The sequence below is a fragment of the Nostoc sp. CCY 9925 genome, assembly GCF_963920935.1.
GTDB lineage: Bacteria > Cyanobacteriota > Cyanobacteriia > Cyanobacteriales > Nostocaceae > Nostoc.
In genome coordinates this window covers 84,479-99,009 of the sequence record NZ_CAWUDO010000009.1, presented here as the reverse complement: position 1 = coordinate 99,009, position 14,531 = coordinate 84,479, and the positions used below count along the sequence as shown (strand labels likewise).

General features: G+C 41.4%; 16 protein-coding genes. 7 read left to right on the top strand and 9 right to left on the bottom strand.

All coding sequences use genetic code 11. The features are described from left to right. Positions 1–92 precede the first annotated feature (92 nt). From ACM0OY_RS07460 to ACM0OY_RS07440, 5 genes are all read right to left on the bottom strand, one after another. Positions 93–749, bottom strand: coding sequence for an HAS-barrel domain-containing protein (locus ACM0OY_RS07460; RefSeq protein WP_414568220.1), 657 nt, complete (start codon positions 747–749; stop codon positions 93–95). A gap of 99 nt (positions 750–848) precedes the next feature. After that, positions 849–1,046 (bottom strand): NAD(P)H dehydrogenase subunit NdhS, encoded by a 198-nt coding sequence (locus ACM0OY_RS07455; RefSeq protein ID WP_073639826.1) that lies wholly within the window; start codon positions 1,044–1,046, stop codon positions 849–851. A gap of 130 nt (positions 1,047–1,176) precedes the next feature. Further along, a complete protein-coding gene (rodA, locus tag ACM0OY_RS07450; protein ID WP_414568219.1) occupies positions 1,177–2,490 on the bottom strand; it encodes a rod shape-determining protein RodA in 1,314 nt (437 codons plus the stop codon). 142 nt (positions 2,491–2,632) lie between these two features. Next, a complete protein-coding gene (locus ACM0OY_RS07445; RefSeq protein ID WP_414568218.1) occupies positions 2,633–3,703 on the bottom strand; it encodes an Mrp/NBP35 family ATP-binding protein in 1,071 nt (356 codons plus the stop codon). Positions 3,704–3,978: 275 nt separating this feature from the next. Then, entirely contained in the window at positions 3,979–4,503 is a 525-nt protein-coding gene (locus ACM0OY_RS07440) for an SRPBCC family protein (RefSeq protein WP_414568217.1), read from the bottom strand. A 453-nt stretch (positions 4,504–4,956) separates the two neighbouring features. Here ACM0OY_RS07440 and hemF point away from each other — a divergent pair, with 453 nt between their 5' ends. Further along, positions 4,957–5,991, top strand: a complete 1,035-nt coding sequence (gene hemF / locus ACM0OY_RS07435; RefSeq protein WP_414568216.1) for an oxygen-dependent coproporphyrinogen oxidase — start codon at positions 4,957–4,959, stop codon at positions 5,989–5,991. A 277-nt stretch (positions 5,992–6,268) separates the two neighbouring features. Beyond that, entirely contained in the window at positions 6,269–6,637 is a 369-nt protein-coding gene (locus ACM0OY_RS07430) for an STAS domain-containing protein (RefSeq protein WP_073639831.1), read from the top strand. Between the two features lie 72 nt (positions 6,638–6,709). Here the strand turns inward: ACM0OY_RS07430 and ACM0OY_RS07425 are convergent, their stop codons facing one another. After that, positions 6,710–7,306: a chromophore lyase CpcT/CpeT gene (locus tag ACM0OY_RS07425; protein ID WP_414568215.1), complete on the bottom strand. Its 597-nt coding sequence runs from the start codon at positions 7,304–7,306 to the stop codon at positions 6,710–6,712. A gap of 203 nt (positions 7,307–7,509) precedes the next feature. On the opposite strand from ACM0OY_RS07425, the gene psb29 reads away from it, so the two are divergent. Then, positions 7,510–8,217, top strand: coding sequence for a photosystem II biogenesis protein Psp29 (psb29, locus tag ACM0OY_RS07420; RefSeq protein ID WP_414568214.1), 708 nt, complete (start codon positions 7,510–7,512; stop codon positions 8,215–8,217). Positions 8,218–8,285: 68 nt separating this feature from the next. Here the strand turns inward: psb29 and ACM0OY_RS07415 are convergent, their stop codons facing one another. The 3 genes from ACM0OY_RS07415 to ACM0OY_RS07405 form a co-directional block, all read right to left on the bottom strand. Beyond that, positions 8,286–8,648, bottom strand: a complete 363-nt coding sequence (locus tag ACM0OY_RS07415) for a phage holin family protein (RefSeq protein WP_414568213.1) — start codon at positions 8,646–8,648, stop codon at positions 8,286–8,288. A 487-nt stretch (positions 8,649–9,135) separates the two neighbouring features. Then, positions 9,136–9,777, bottom strand: a complete 642-nt coding sequence (locus tag ACM0OY_RS07410; protein WP_414568212.1) for an ExbD/TolR family protein — start codon at positions 9,775–9,777, stop codon at positions 9,136–9,138. 47 nt (positions 9,778–9,824) lie between these two features. Continuing rightward, complete coding sequence (locus ACM0OY_RS07405) at positions 9,825–10,550, bottom strand: MotA/TolQ/ExbB proton channel family protein (RefSeq protein ID WP_414568211.1); 726 nt, start codon at positions 10,548–10,550, stop codon at positions 9,825–9,827. A 272-nt stretch (positions 10,551–10,822) separates the two neighbouring features. Between ACM0OY_RS07405 and ACM0OY_RS07400 the strand changes: the two genes are divergently transcribed. The 4 genes from ACM0OY_RS07400 to ACM0OY_RS07385 all read left to right on the top strand — a co-directional run bounded on the left by ACM0OY_RS07400 (position 10,823) and on the right by ACM0OY_RS07385 (position 14,513). Then, the gene (locus tag ACM0OY_RS07400) at positions 10,823–11,137 is read left to right on the top strand and encodes a YkvA family protein (RefSeq protein ID WP_414568210.1); all 315 of its coding nucleotides are present in this window, start codon (positions 10,823–10,825) and stop codon (positions 11,135–11,137) included. Positions 11,138–11,436: 299 nt separating this feature from the next. Further along, on the top strand, positions 11,437–11,892 hold the full coding sequence (locus tag ACM0OY_RS07395) for a hypothetical protein (RefSeq protein ID WP_414568209.1): 456 nt from the start codon (positions 11,437–11,439) through the stop codon (positions 11,890–11,892). Positions 11,893–11,896: 4 nt separating this feature from the next. Then, positions 11,897–13,864 carry a hypothetical protein gene (locus ACM0OY_RS07390; protein ID WP_414568208.1) on the top strand — a complete coding sequence of 656 codons (1,968 nt, stop codon included), beginning with the start codon at positions 11,897–11,899 and terminating at the stop codon, positions 13,862–13,864. Continuing rightward, positions 13,848–14,513: a hypothetical protein gene (locus ACM0OY_RS07385; RefSeq protein WP_414568207.1), complete on the top strand. Its 666-nt coding sequence runs from the start codon at positions 13,848–13,850 to the stop codon at positions 14,511–14,513. The genes ACM0OY_RS07390 and ACM0OY_RS07385 overlap by 17 nt, the downstream gene beginning before the upstream one ends. Positions 14,514–14,531 lie beyond the last annotated feature (18 nt).

Genomic DNA, 14,531 nt, shown 5'->3' with positions numbered 1-14,531 from the left:
TCGATTGATATAAATGAATTTAGAAGCCGCCTGACGAAAAATCAAAAATCTTAACTTACACTAAACTAGACAATTGTCTTTGAACTAACTACCTACGGGTGGATTTGACTCAAAATGAACCGCAAGCGATCGTAGTCGTCTTTAAGTAATACGCTCAGGTTTCGGCCAGCTTTAATTAGCCATTCTCGGTCAGCTTTACGTAACTGGTATACATCTCGAATGGCAGCTGCGGTCAAGGCGTCCACTGGTGCACTATTGATACAAAGGAGTGTCCGCAAAAAATCTAGTTCTTCAGTAAATTTAACGATCGCTTCTGGTTCACATCGGTAAACAGCTTGATGAATTTGCGGGGGACGAGGTGGTAGATACTGATATACTCTTCGGTTATAACTTGGATTTTGTGAAGATAGTTCAAATCCAACGATCGCAGCTCGAAATTCTGTTCTCAGCATGGCAAATATCTGGGGTTGTTCTTCACGTAAGTCCTGCAATGACAGCCCCAAAGCTCTAGCTCGGTGTACGGAATCTATGGGCATAGTTGTGGCATGATATACCACAGCGTAAACAAGATTGCCAGATTCTTCATCCACAGCACACACCCAACTACCAAAAGGTGGCATAGAGGGGAAGCTTAAATCTTCTGGTTCCAAACACTGTGCCAAAAATTCAGTAGTAGTAGTTTCAATCACCTCCGCAAAGTGATTGGGATGGCGATCGCTTCTGTCAAACTGTGGTAGTGGGAGGCGCATAGGAGTGCTGAGTTAAGAGTTAGGAGTTAGGAGTTGAACAATAATAACTCCTAACTCCTGTACAGACGCGATTAATCGCGTCTGTACTTCTTAACTAATCTATTTTCCTTTTTTACGTCCAGCTGTGGTTTCTACGAGTTCTAATTCCTTCAGGCGGAAGGTAATTAATTTATCCCAGTTACCACCTTCAAACAGTACGGCTACCTTGCCATCACTCACCCGTTGCACGAGTCCTTCAGAGCGATAATAGGTATCTGCGGGATTGTTGACGCGAACAGTTGCTCCAGGCAGAATCATCTTTTTAGCCTCACTTGTTTCCTGTTAATAGCTTAATACTTGTTAATAGTCATTGGTCATTGGTTTTCGTTAACTAACAAATGACAAATGACAACTGACAACTGACAAAGGACAAATGACAAATGACGAATCAATAATACTTCTGTCGTTGGCGAAAATTTGCTACCGATTCTACTATTCCCAAGGAAATGAAGTTAGTCAGCATGGCAGAACGCCCGTAACTCATCCAAGGTAAGGGAATTCCTGCTACAGGTGCTAAGCCGACAGTCATACCAACGTTGACAATTAACTGAAATACAATCATCGACAAAACACCAATAGCTAACAACGAACCAAAATTGTCTGTGGCAGTTTGAGCAACATGTAGTAAGCGGAAACAAATTAAGCAAAAGACAAAGAGTACTACTAAACAACCAACAAAACCGAATTCTTCGCCGACTGCGGAGAAAATAAAGTCTGTATGCTGTTCTGGGACGAAATTCAGTTGTGTCATTGGGCCTTTGAACAGACCCCATCCCCAAATTTCACCGGCACCAATGGCGATGCGAGATTGAATCAAGTGATACCCAGCACCAAGGGGATCGTGATCGGGGTCCATGAATACAGTTAGGCGGTCTTTTTGATAGGGTTTCAAAATATGATTCCAGGCAAAAACTCCTAATTCGCCACCAAGTATATTCAGACTCCACGCACCGATAGCACCCAAACCAAATCGACGCCAGGGCAGAGTTCGCCACCCGACAATAGCCATAGCAATTGACCAAACTATCCCTAACGGGCCAAAAGATAGCTCCTTAAATAAAACTATCGGCTCTGCTAAAGGCCAAGATATACTGAACAAAATCGCAGCAACCACAGGAGAAATCATCAGAATTAGCCAGCCTGGGTTAGCATTTGCCCAGTAGAGCATTCCCAAGACGATGGCCCCAAATACCATTGATGTTGCTAAATCTGGCTGTAAGAATACTAATCCCCAAGGTATAGCCGTGATTGCCAGTACACGGAAAACACTTTCGAGTTTAGAAGCAGTGCGCTTGTGTAACAAGGCAGCTAAGGTAATAATCATGCCGACTTTGGCAAACTCTGAGGGTTGCACATTAAAACCAGCGATACTAATCCAGCGCTGCGCTCCTTTGGCGCTAGTACCAGCAATCATCACAGCGATTAAGCTGAAATTCGTAAGTGCGTAGGTTACCCAGTGGCATTGCATCAAGATTTCGTAACGGGTACGAGCTAAAAAAAGTGCTATCAGCACACCGATACCCGCCACCAACCAGTGCCACCACCAGTCAGTTACTGGCTGCTTCAGTTCCGTACTGAGGATCATGATACCGCCAACAATGCTGACAGTTACTGGTAAAAAAAATAACAACCAATCTACATATTGCCAAGGCTTAACCCAAGACTTCCAGCGAACTTTGGGGAGCGATCGTTTTAATAACATTGTGTCAGTTTAGACTTTAGATTTAATTGTTGGGCATTGGTTACTGGGTACTGGGTATTAGGAAAATTCTTTCCCAGTCCCCAATCCCCAGTCCCTAGTATTCCCGGCTATAGCCCAGGAAGCAGATACAAATTAAAATTTATTATGTCAAAGCTGCGACTGATACTTTGCCTGCAATGGTGAGAGCGATCGCCTTAAGTGCTTTTGCCGAAGCTGAATCTGGGTCAGCAACAACTATTGGCACACCATTATCACCACCTATTCGCGTGGAAATTTCTAGTGGTACACAGCCCAAAAGTGGCACTTGCAATTCAGCAGCTGTTTTGGAACCACCCCCAGAACCAAAGATGTCGTACTGCTTATCTGGCATATCTGGTGGGATAAAATAGCTCATATTTTCCACGATTCCCAATACTGGGACGTTCATCTGCTGGAACATCCGTAATCCTTTACGAGAATCTAACAGCGCTACATTTTGCGGTGTGGTGACAATTACTGCTCCTGCCATCGGTACTGCTTGGGTTAAAGTTAACTGAGCATCTCCAGTTCCTGGTGGCATGTCTACAATCAAATAGTCCAATTCTCCCCATTCCACTTGATAGAGAAACTGGCGAATTACACCATTTAGCATTGGTCCACGCCAAATTACTGGTTGATCTCGGTCAATCAAAAAGCCCATTGAGACCAATTTAACGCCGTGATTAAAAGCAGGTTCCAGAATGTCACCTTTTTCAGTTGAGCGCACAGCAATTTCGGCATCAGCCAACCCCAGCATTGTCGGGTCATTGGGTCCGTAAATATCAGCGTCTAGTAAGCCGACTTTCGCTCCAGTTTGGGCTAAAGCCACTGCGACATTCACCGCCACAGTACTTTTACCAACGCCACCTTTGCCACTGGAAACAGCAATGATATTTTTTACTCCAGAAATGCCAGTGCGGTCTGGCAAACTTTTTTGTTGGGGTGTTTCTGCTGTAACTTCTACGGTTACATCTGTAACGCCTGGTAGTTTTTTAACAGCTTTTTGGCAATCTTCAACGATAAATTCACGTAAAGGACAGGCGGGAGTGGTTAACACTAAAGTGAAACTAACTTTGCCAGCATCAATTTTGACGTTGCGAATCATATTCAGTTCTACCAGACTTTTGCGAAGTTCTGGGTCTTCCACTGGTCGCAACACTTCTAAGACAGAGCGAGAATCAAGGACATCGTACATAAAAAATTCAAAATTCAAAATTTACCGAAGTTCTGATTTAAGGAAGGCAGAAGCTCCTGACTTCTGTTGAAAATGAAGAAATAGAATCGTAGTCAGCATCTTAGCTATTAACTGGATGCAAATAAAAGCAAGAGCAGATTGGTGTTTTCACTACTACTGCCGTAATAAAACTTAGGAAACTGGATTATTACCTAATTAGAATCTTAACTTTCTTTCGCGATCGGGATTGGGGGCTGGGTATTGGGAAGAAATTTTCCCATTCCCCGGTCCCATACCTAAAAATCAAAACAACTGTCATTAAGAGATTTTTTCTTAGCTGATACTGCTGGTAATGCCGTTTTTTCTACTGCTTCAACTAAAGAACGTGCAACGCGGTCTGCGTAAGGACGAGATAAAGACCAAATTAAGGGTGACAACCAACCACGTAGTGTTACAGAATAAGATAAACAAGTACCACAAACTGTTGATTCTACTTGGTAAGTTACCCGTTCTTCTATCCCAGGAATTGCCAGAACTCGGATACTCAGCATTTCTCTGGGATTGACGCGTTCCACAAAAATCTGGATGGGAATCGGTGAAAAGCGTGTTACAGCCTGAAAAATTAATCCTGGTTTGGGTACTAATCCGTAAGGCACATTAGTACTTTTTAGTAGTGGATGCCAGGAAACATCTGTTAAGTCAACCACTTTTTGCCACAGTTCATCTACAGAAGCAGAACTAATCTCTCGATACGTCCGCACCAGAGAAGCGCAAAACCGACGACGTTTGCGGTGGATGAATTTGGATAACCAACCTTGCATTTTCCTAATCCTCCTCCTCGCTAGACACTTTCTGGTAACTCTGGTATTTTTGGCAACTAAACTTAACCCCTAGACCAAAACTTTCTCAAAATTCCTCTGGGCATAGCAATGGTATATTCGGTGCAGATGCCAACCGCCAAGATTGTCAAATATGGCGCAGAAGTTTTGAGCAGACGAGTCAAACCCTTGATACCTCAAGGTTAAGACTAAATTTTAGTGTTAATACCAGAATATTCCAATTAAAAATTTCAAAAAAAACTTATTCAATATACAAGCCTATACGCATTTGAGGGAAAATAACTCTAGTGATGCCCATCAATCCTAATAAATGCTTGACCAGTAAGAAAAAAGCAGGTTGGGCAAATAGAGCTTGATTGTTGGCGCGGTTTTCCCCAAATTTTAAGATCAGAAATTTGTGGCTTTCTGGAAATTGTAATTTAGGTTCGGGAATCTATGTTGATCAACTCGCAAACACCAACTGTACCAGCGGAATCATCCAAGTCTTTGCCGCCAGCTGACGCTCAGACTAGGATCAGTCAGTTTATGAAACAGCTGCAAGACGAGATTACGCAAGCTTTGACAGAAGTTGATGGTGTGGGTAAGTTTCAGGAAGATAGTTGGGAACGCCCAGAAGGGGGTGGAGGGCGATCGCGCGTGCTCCGTGATGGTGCAATATTTGAACAAGGCGGTGTCAATTTTTCTGAAGTTTGGGGTTCCCATTTGCCGCCGTCAATCTTAGCTCAACGCCCTGAAGCCGCAGGACACGGTTTTTATGCCACGGGCACTTCAATGGTATTACACCCTCACAATCCCTACGTGCCTACAGTCCATCTAAATTATCGCTACTTTGAAGCTGGACCAGTGTGGTGGTTTGGCGGTGGTCTGGACTTGACTCCTTATTACCCCTTTGCTGAAGATGCAGCACATTTACATAAAACTTTAAAACAAGCTTGTGACCAACACCACCCAGAATATTACCCAGTGTTTAAGCGTTGGTGTGACGAATATTTCTACCTGAAGCATCGCGGTGAAACAAGGGGTGTGGGCGGTCTATTTTTTGATTACCAAGATGGTCGGGGTACTTTATATCGTGGTCCCGATCCCAATGGAGAAGCGGCTATTTATAGCAACAAGGTGGGAGAACCAGCGCCACGTAACTGGGAAGATCTATTTGCCTTTGTGCAAGGCTGTGGTAGAGCATTTTTACCAGCCTACGTACCAATTGTAGAACGGCGACATGGGATTGAGTATGGCGATCGCCAGCGGAACTTCCAACTCTATCGCCGGGGACGATATGTAGAATTTAACTTGGTTTACGACCGAGGTACTATTTTTGGTCTGCAAACCAACGGACGCACCGAATCAATTCTCATGTCCCTACCACCTTTGGTGCGTTGGGAATACGGCTATCAGCCAGAACCCAATTCCCCTGAAGCCGAGTTGTATGAAACCTTCTTGAAACCTCAAGATTGGATCAATTGGAAATAGTGGGGAGGTAGGGAAAAGGTTAAAGGTTAAAGGGAAAAGGAATAAATTTAATCTTTCCCTTTTTCCCCTTACCCCTTTCCCTTTCCCCATGCCCTGCCTCCCCAATGCCCCATTGAAAATTGCTACTCAGCACTGTTTTGGTGAGTTAAACTACTAAAGATAAGCACTTAGCATAAAAAAGTGACAAATTTAGCTGTAGCTTGTTAATCTCAAGTGGCAGCATCATAACGGTTCTGTAGCTAATCAATTTAAAAGGAATGCCACGGGGAGGGCTTGAGTGATTCATATAGACCAAAAAACTTATACAACCCAAGACGGAAATACCGTTATTGTCTTGACACCAGCAGGTCGCCTAGACATAACCACTGCTTGGCAATTTCGCCTCAAGTTACAAGAGTGTATTTCTAAACTCAGTCGCCATGTAGTTGTGAATCTGGGTCAGGTCAATTTTATTGATAGTTCTGGTCTCACATCTTTGGTAGCTGGAATGCGTGATGCAGATAAAGTCAAGGGTAGTTTCCGCATCTGTAATGTACATCCAGAAGCAAAACTCGTGTTTGAAGTGACGATGATGGATACTGTGTTTGAAATCTTTGAAACCGAAGAGGAAGCTTTAGAAGGTGTACCTCGTAGCATTGCTAGCTAAGAAAAGAGTTAGGAGTTAAGAGTGACGAATGAGGAATTAACTCATAACTCATAACTCATAACTCGATCTTGCTCAATACTGATTTCGCTTGGTGTAGCGATAAGGCCCCATAATTGCTCCCCAAGTTGCTTGTCCAGTTGCTGGGTTAATTCCTTTGTCATAGCTTTGAAATTCTGCTGCTGTGGCTTCAAAACCCAAGGAAACTTGGATGGTATTGTCAAGATAAGTGAAGGTGCAACGACTCTCTGGTAAAGGGGTAGCGGTAAACTTATAGCGATCACCAGCTAGTGTTTCATAATTAACTGTGAGGATACAACCTGGTAGTAAATCTAATTGATCGACTGAGAGTGTATTTAGTAGGGCAGAATTATCACCCGCGCCTTGTAATGCTTCTGGATTTTTAAGCATATAATATTGCACTTTTAGAGGCGCATGAGAATCGCTTCCCTGATGCAAGCGCATAATTCGCTGGCGGTAAGGTCGATCTAGGTTAATAATACTAGCCTGTTCGGCAAACAGGGTGATGCTATCTTCTGTGAACAGATTAACTGGTCTTTGCCACAGGCGCAGGTGGACATACCAAACTGGTTCTCCTATGGCTTGTTCCCGATTATCAAATTCACCAGCTAGGTACTCACCTAAAGCAATTAACTGTGGCGAGAAGTTCATAAATGGGATCGATGAATTTTTAAAGTTATAATTTTTGGTTATTTGTTGAGGTGGGAAGGTTCTTAGTCCCTGTGGCTACTAACTTACAAACTAATTTTGATTTGTCTATATTCTAAATCAAAGCGTCACCAGCCAAAACCTCAACTTGGCAAAGTAGCCTTTAAGCGGGAAAATAAAAATACGTCGCCCTTAACATTTTCTTTGTGAATAACGTCCGTACTGTCTCTGATACAAAGCGAACTTTCTATAATCTGCATACCCGTCCGATTAACACTATTTATCGTCGGGTAGTAGAAGAATTGATGGTGGAAATGCATCTGCTGTCAGTAAATATTGATTTTAGCTACAATCCAATTTATGCCTTGGGTGTCGTCACTACTTTTGACCGCTTCATGGAAGGCTATCAACCAGAACGGGATCGAGAATCAATTTTTAACGCCCTATGTCAGGCTATACAACAAGACCCGCAACGCTATCGACAGGATGCCGAAAGATTGCGATCTATAGCTCAAGGTTTACCAGTTAAAGATTTAATTGCGTGGCTGAGTCAAACCAGTAACTTAGATCGAGATGCTGATTTGCAAGCACAATTGCAAGCGATCGCCAACAATTCTAGCTTTAAATACAACCGCTTGTTTGCAATTGGTGTATTTTCTTTATTGGAATTGTCAGATGCTGAACTAGTCAAAGACGAAAAGCGACTCACTGAAGCACTTAAAGCGATCGCTGCTGGCTTACACTTGTCTGATGACAAATTCAGCAAGGATTTGGAACTATATCGTTCTAATCTAGACAAAATGGCGCAAGCACTGATAGTGATGGCAGATATGCTCTCAGCCGATCGCAAAAAACGTGAACAACGCAAACAACAATCAACTACTCAAGTTGCTCCTCCAACTTCCAATGAATAGTTATGAGTGAGGAGTTAGGAGTTTTCTATAGCTCCTAACTCCTCACTCATAACTCCTAACTTTGAATTTTATACACCCAATATTTTGTAGATTAAGCTGTTAATTAAAGTCAGCGCAAATGCTCCGATAACAGCACTCCAAACACCGTAGCGCAAACGAAAGCCTTCGACTAACCAAGCTGCAATACTAAAACAAACTACAGCAATCATAAATGTGAAAATGCTGGATAACAAGTCGAACGTGAGTAAATTTGGTACTGCGAAGACTAGGCTTAAAATTGGTCTGACTATTGCTGTCACGATACCAAGTACTGCTGCGGAAAATAAGGCTTTACCTGGGGTGTCAATTTCAACTCCCAAAGGCAATTTACTAATTATTAACAAGCTGATAGCTGTTACTATCCAAACAATTAAAAGCGTCACAATATTCATGCCACAACCCCTGAAACGCGAATGGCAATTGGTTATAAACTACTCAGCCTAACCTATGGAAAAATCTTTCAAACTTAACCAATTATTTGTAAATTAACAGAATTTTTTTCTCTAACCAAATTTTATTCTGGATGTCTTTAGGTTTGGCATAAGCTTCAGGGGATTGGGGGCTGGGTATTGGGTACTGGGGACACTTCTGTTCTCTACGAGACGCTAAGAGCGAACGAGACGCTCCGCGTAGCTTGCTTCCCCGTAGGAATACGACAAGCTCAGTGCATCGCTGGGGAGATGGGGAGATTAAGCAGCAGGGAGCAGAAGAGAAAGAGGTAATTTTTCATTCTCCCCCTTCCCCCTGCCCCCTTGCCTCTTCCCAATGACCCATACTTCTCTACGAGAGGCTGCGCCAACGGCTCGTTTCGACTTCTCTACGAGACGCACTCGCGTTCGCTCAACGCAAGCCGCTCAGTACAAGTGCCCCATGCCCATTTCACCTTTTTGGAGCAGATTGGCTTTGTCCAGGTGCTACAGGTGCTAAGGGTGCTGGTGGGTTGGAAATACCAGGATTGATCGGGCTGATGTTTTGTCCAGGTGCGGAGGGAAATCTGGGGGCAAGATTGCCTTCAGGGTTGATGCCTGGAACTGGTGCTTCACCAGGATTAATTGGGAAAGAAGGTACAGGAGACTGGTTGAGTGGGTTTGTCGGTGGTTGAGATGGCCCGGGAATAATTCCTAAAGAAACGCGATCGCCTCCGACTTGCCGCAGCAAGTCTAATGTCTCAATCACATCATTGTAAGTTGCTGTGCGTGAAGCATTCAACACCACAACGCCACTGGGATTTGCTTGCAGATACAGTTTTAACCTTTGCGCCAAATCTTCACGTTTTACAGGCTGTTTTTCTATGTAAGTGTTGCCAACCGCATCGATAGTTACAATCTGAGTACCAGTTTGTGACGTTATCCCAGATACGGATTTGGCGCTGGCTTTGGGCAAATCAACATTTATTGCCTGTTGGCGCGTAAATTGCAGTGCCGCTAACAAAAAAAACGTCAGAATACAAAAAACAACATCAATTAAAGGAATGATTTGAATTTGGACTTCTTCGATTGGAGTATGTAGATTAACTTTCATTGTCTCAATTTAATAGCCTGCTTTAAGGGTTGAATTTTTGACTATTACTAAGGTAGAATTGGCGGCTCAGGAGGTTCGGAAAACCTGTTTTTCCCTTGTTTGCGGGGTGGCGTGAAATTGTCCCGTGCAATTGGTGATGTTGTATTACTAAAATCTGGTGGAGACTGACGGTAGAGTAATTCCAACTCATTCCCTGCTCGACGAAAGACTTTGACTTGGTTAACTACAAAACTTTGGAATAGGCGGTAGAATACCAAACTAGTGATGGCAACGATTAGTCCTGCTGCTGTACTAATCAACGATTCACCAATACCAGTAGTTACCCCAGCGGTCGATTCAGTTCCCAAATCCCCAATGCGAATTGCCCGCAAAGACTGGATTAAACCCAAAACCGTACCCAATAATCCCAGCAGCGGTGCTAGGGCAATTACGGCTTCTAAAAGTTTTTCGCCCCGCCGCATTCCAGCCAATTCATCTTCGGCTGTGGACTCTAGGGCTAAGCGAAAGGTTTCCGCGTCACTTTTGCCTAAATGTAAGGGGGCATAAAGAAAACGCCCCACAGGCTGATTGCTTGCCTGCCTTGCAATATCCGCAGCGACTTGCCAACTATCATGGGCAGCATCTAGGACGCGATCAACTATTTGCTTTTCCTGAGTTAAAATTCGCAACCAGAACCACAAACGCTCAAAAATCACACTCAAAGATAAAATCGACAAAACCAGCAAAGGCCACATCGCTGGTCCGCCCTTGTAAAATAAATCTAAAATATCCACTGTTTAAATTTCCTCCCTCCAAAACTAAAGCAACTATCCCCAAGCATTATTAATTTTAGAGATTAATGCACAACTACCGTAATCGTGAGCCGAATTGCATCATAGATTTTCGGTATGGGGCATTGGTTATTTCTCCCTCTGCCTCCCCTTACCTCCGTACTCGCCACCCCCCTTTTAATTGGTAGCGTCTTCCAGACTAATTTGGGCGGTTATTCCCACCAGGAATTTAAAAGATAATTTGTCAAAATTAAGAATAACTGGAGGTTCAAAACATGAAATTTTCAATTCAATCAGTTTATACCTGGTATCGTGATTTGCTTCGTAACCCCAAATACCGCTGGTGGGTGATTTTAGGAACATTAGTTTATTTGGCCAGCCCAATTGATTTTCTGCCAGATGTTTTTCCCATCGTCGGACAAATTGATGATGTTTTCCTTTTGACTCTGCTAGTCAGTGAGGTCTCTGGGTTAGTGATTGAAGGCTGGAAAGCTCGTAAAGGTGACCTGAATACCGAAACAGCCAATACTCCCGAGGCTTCTACCTCCACTGCAAGCACTATTGATGTCGATGCTGTTTCTGTCAAGTAGTTTTAACAATAAAATAAAATTTAATAAACCCCCTACTTTGAGCGTCTGCTGGTAACCATGCTTATGAGTAGGGGATATTTTTTTGGTTAACGGTCAATAGTCAAAGATATTTAGAAAGATTGCTCAGGTGTAAAAAATTTAAAGTTTTTTTATATTTTAAATTTTAAATTCAGTATATATTCACTGTATTACAAAACGAAATACTACATCAATAACAGCGATCGCAGTAGAGATTGCCTGTAAATTTGTTTTGATTATTAAAGACAATAAATACATATCACTCAATTTTGGGGTTGTTTATGGAACCTGTAACTCTTGCTACCACCATTGTTGCTTTAATGTTTACTGAAGCTATTAAACAACCAGGAAAAGCTTTAGGTGAAGCTGCTACCGAAAAAATCACTCAATTAATAACTACTATCCGTGAAAAATTTAAAGTAGTTAAAAGAGAAGGCATATTAGCAGACGCTGAACAAGAGCCTACACCGGATAATCAGTTAGAATTCAAGCGAGTTCTGGAACAGCAAATAACTAAAGATCGAGATTTTGGTGAGAAATTAACAGAGTTAGTCCAACAGCTTGAAGCAGCAGGGGTCTTTCGTCAGAAGATGCTGACTGATGTTGAAACGGAAGAAACTTTGGAAGCAGGAAATCTTACTCAAAAATCAAACTTGACTGGTTCTGGAGATCAAGAAATGGCAAAGAATCTCAAAGCAAAAAATATTAAATTTGGTGATTTAACACAAGAAATTTAAATCTATGACTGATGCATCTCAAAGTAGCAATCAAGCTAGATATGATAATCAAGTAGAGCAAACAGCCGTTAAAGACATTCAAGCTGAGAATATAACTGTTGGTGACATTACTCAGACTGTAAATCAATTTTTTCAGCAACGTAATGATTTTTTTAAGAGAGAAAATCTGGATGAATATGATTCAATATACTTTACCAGTCCAATTAAAATTCAGGAAATAATTAAGACACTTTACGAACAAAGATTGCTAGTTTTAGGCGGAATCCACCCAGATAAAAAAGAACTTTGTTGGCATCTTGCTGCCAAGCTTCGCAAACAAATAAATAATAGCATACCTATCTGGGAATGGAACGGAAATTCAAATCCACAAAGCCTGGTTGCAGCTATTCGTGGAGAAGGAGATGAAGAACTAAAAAATTATAAACATGCTACTCAAATTTTTGTTTTAACTGAACTTAAACCTCAATACAATTTGAGCCAAATTCAGCAAGCTGTCAGGAAAAGCAAAAATTATGTTATTGCTACTACGAATGTGCCAATTAATCAGTGGACAACAATAACAGAAAGAGAAAAGCGGTTATTTTGGTGGGAACCTTCAAAAGAGTATCCTCTTTATAACCCAGAGGATTTAGGAAAAGCACTCATTCAGAAATTAGAAAATAAAAAATCGCTCAACAATGAGATTAAATTATATCTGCAAAAAACTGTAGCTGAGAAATTAAACACAGTTGCTAGCGTGGAAAACTGTATCCAGTTACTATTAGCTGAAAAAGAGATTTCACAAGAGATAGTTCGTAAGACAGTTGATATTGCTAAACAAGATAGGGAAATTAGTCTTAAAATATGGTTTCGTAGTTTACAAATTCGCGAACAACTTCTGGCGCTGAGTTTGAGTTTATTTGATGGTCTTTTTGATGACCAGTTTTTTGCAGCTTTAGAAAAGGTGGTAAAGAATGTTTGGCAACAACGTGACTCAACACTACGTGCGCTGGATTACTGCGATTTAGAAAATTTGGGTAATTATTTTAAATTTTCTAAGATAACAGTTTACGTAAATAACTCCAAAGGTTTTAAATTTGTCAACACAACAGATTACCCAAGAGAAATTGAAATCAGCCTGATTGAAATTGATCGTACTGAAGACCGGCCATTACTATTTAAAGTTGCGTGGGAGACTCATCGTAGACAGATTTTCACTGCACTGTCGGAAATAGTGGAGATGGTCAAAGAGTCAGTAGAAAAACCCCCTTATAACTGGGAATTGTATGGTAATTCTATCCGTAGCGAACGCTTACGTAACACCATCAGTCAAACGCTTAGTGATATTGGTTTGGTATCTACAAGTGCAACTAATGAAGTTCAACAACTTTTACTTAGACTAGCTTCCGAACCATCATTTGAGGTACAAGATGTTGCTGCTAGAGCAATTGCTAGATGGTATCTTGACGGTCGTGAAAAAGAAGTATTTATAACTCTGCAAAATTTTTGGAGTATAGCTATAGAAAAAGAAAATAATACCCAAAAAACTGCGGATTGGCAAAATTATATTGCAGCTACGGTAGCACTCAGTGTTAGTTATGCTGCTGCTAATGTTTCTTCTCAGGAATTTTCGGAAAAATTTCTTAATTGGCTAAAAGAATTATCAAATAATCCAAGTTTTATTGTTCGTGCTTACTTTGGCTACCACACACTGTACTACCTAGTTTCATTACATCTAGATCAATTACAGCAGATGCTTAAAGAATGGACGCAGAAATACCAGGAATTGAATCAACCGATAGCTGTTGCATTGGCACGTGCTTATGAAGCAAGACCTAATGAAGTTCAAAAATTACTTAATTCATGGTACAGAGAGGCAAGTGACAAACTGTCTATGTCTAAAAAAGTAGCAGAAATTAGCCAATATGAACACTTGCTGGCAACTGTAGCACTGACTTACGGAGAAATAGAGTTTCATGGTCAAGGTAATTGAGCCGCTTACAATTGAGATGATGTTTGCAAATTTTTCAAAAATACTGAAAGCAGGAGGACAGCATCTCTCAATACGCAAGGCTGTTATAGCCGCAATTTGTAAGCAGATCAGGAATTTTTCTGAAAAAAAAGATTTCCAAAAAATTGCCCCTTCTTTACAGGCTTTTCTCGCTGAACTTACGCGGAATGAACTTGAGCAAATACTCAAAAACATCACTGAAATTTATCTTGAGGAGCGTAAAATTATTAAAGGTGGCGATCGGGAAATTAAAGTCAACGGAAACAGCTATCAAATTTGGCTTAACTCAAAACGTCCATATACTGAAATAGAAAAAATATTAATGCAGTGGCTTGGCGATGAAGAATATCCTATCGCCCAACAGTTTGCTATGCAAGCTCAAGTGAATTTTGTAATTGCTTTAGATAAACAAGAAGATACAATAATTGAGCAAATACGAAAAGAGCAAATAACTGATGAAGGTAATAATGAAGAATTTAATAATCTAGAAACTGTTAAACGCCGTAGTTTTATACTCGACAACTTTATAGCTGCATTTGCAACATTGTTTGCAGAGTCTCACCGACCAATTGTTCGCAACGTTTTACCCGAAGCATTCGAGCAAAACAAATCTCGTAGAGACGTAATTTAATTTATACTAAATAGATGG

What these genes read in the sequence shown, in the direction of transcription:
- ACM0OY_RS07460 (WP_414568220.1), bottom strand. Translation starts at nt 749, where the DNA reads ATGCGCCTCCCACTACCACAGTTTGACAGAAGCGATCGCCATCCCAAT.
- ACM0OY_RS07455 (WP_073639826.1), bottom strand. Translation starts at nt 1,046, where the DNA reads ATGATTCTGCCTGGAGCAACTGTTCGCGTCAACAATCCCGCAGATACC.
- rodA (WP_414568219.1), bottom strand. Translation starts at nt 2,490, where the DNA reads ATGTTATTAAAACGATCGCTCCCCAAAGTTCGCTGGAAGTCTTGGGTT.
- ACM0OY_RS07445 (WP_414568218.1), bottom strand. Translation starts at nt 3,703, where the DNA reads ATGTACGATGTCCTTGATTCTCGCTCTGTCTTAGAAGTGTTGCGACCA.
- ACM0OY_RS07440 (WP_414568217.1), bottom strand. Translation starts at nt 4,503, where the DNA reads ATGCAAGGTTGGTTATCCAAATTCATCCACCGCAAACGTCGTCGGTTT.
- hemF (WP_414568216.1), top strand. Translation starts at nt 4,957, where the DNA reads ATGTTGATCAACTCGCAAACACCAACTGTACCAGCGGAATCATCCAAG.
- ACM0OY_RS07425 (WP_414568215.1), bottom strand. Translation starts at nt 7,306, where the DNA reads ATGAACTTCTCGCCACAGTTAATTGCTTTAGGTGAGTACCTAGCTGGT.
- ACM0OY_RS07415 (WP_414568213.1), bottom strand. Translation starts at nt 8,648, where the DNA reads ATGAATATTGTGACGCTTTTAATTGTTTGGATAGTAACAGCTATCAGC.
- ACM0OY_RS07410 (WP_414568212.1), bottom strand. Translation starts at nt 9,777, where the DNA reads ATGAAAGTTAATCTACATACTCCAATCGAAGAAGTCCAAATTCAAATC.
- ACM0OY_RS07400 (WP_414568210.1), top strand. Translation starts at nt 10,823, where the DNA reads ATGAAATTTTCAATTCAATCAGTTTATACCTGGTATCGTGATTTGCTT.
- ACM0OY_RS07395 (WP_414568209.1), top strand. Translation starts at nt 11,437, where the DNA reads ATGGAACCTGTAACTCTTGCTACCACCATTGTTGCTTTAATGTTTACT.
- ACM0OY_RS07390 (WP_414568208.1), top strand. Translation starts at nt 11,897, where the DNA reads ATGACTGATGCATCTCAAAGTAGCAATCAAGCTAGATATGATAATCAA.
- ACM0OY_RS07385 (WP_414568207.1), top strand. Translation starts at nt 13,848, where the DNA reads ATGGTCAAGGTAATTGAGCCGCTTACAATTGAGATGATGTTTGCAAAT.